The sequence below is a fragment of the Neisseria sp. P0021.S007 genome, from assembly GCF_051956855.1.
Window position 1 is genome coordinate 1 of record NZ_JBQCXA010000346.1, and the last position, 797, is coordinate 797.

The 797-nt window shown below is 47.9% G+C and carries 1 protein-coding gene; it reads right to left on the reverse strand.

Going from position 1 to position 797, the window contains the following annotated elements; translation table 11 throughout:
- A partial coding sequence (gene gatB, locus ACTHUR_RS13245; RefSeq protein ID WP_440398988.1) for an Asp-tRNA(Asn)/Glu-tRNA(Gln) amidotransferase subunit GatB occupies positions 1-797 on the reverse strand: 797 nt, incomplete at both ends.

Consider the following 797-nt stretch of genomic DNA (forward strand, 5'->3'; position numbering starts at 1 on the left):
GTTAACAGGCGCGCATCATAGTCAGACACGCCGTAATCGACAACAAAACGCGCCGCCATTTCATGCGGCAACTCTGGCATTTGCTCTTTGGCTTTTTGCAATTGGCCGTCTGAAATAATGACCGGAAGCAAATCCGGATCTGGGAAATAGCGGTAATCATGTGCATCTTCTTTCAAACGCATCACACGGGTTTCGCCTTTTTCAGGGTCAAACAGCATGGTTGCCTGCTGTACTTTACCGCCGTCTTCCAAGATTTCAATTTGCGCTTCCACTTCATAATTGATGGCTTGTTCCAAGAAGCGGAAAGAGTTGAGGTTTTTGATTTCACGGCGTGTACCGAACTCTGCCTGACCTTTCGGACGGACAGATACGTTGGCATCAACGCGGAACGAGCCTTCCGCCATATTGCCATCGCAAATATCCAGCCAAGTTATCAAACCGTGTAACGCTTTAGCGTATGCCACGGCTTCGGCTGCGGAACGCATTTCAGGCTCGGAGACAACTTCCAATAAAGGCGTACCGGCACGGTTCAAGTCAATACCGGTGGCACCGTTTAAACCCTCGTGCACGGATTTACCCGCATCTTCTTCCATGTGCGCACGGGTAACATTGATGGTTTTAACCTCATCGCCCACTACGATTTCCAGTTTGCCGTGTTCTACAATCGGCAAATTCAACTGGCTGATTTGATAGCCTTTTGGCAAATCAGGATAAAAATAGTTTTTACGGTCGAACACGTTTTTCTGATTGATTTTCGCATCCAAAGCCAAACCGAGTTTGATGGCTTTTTCGACGAC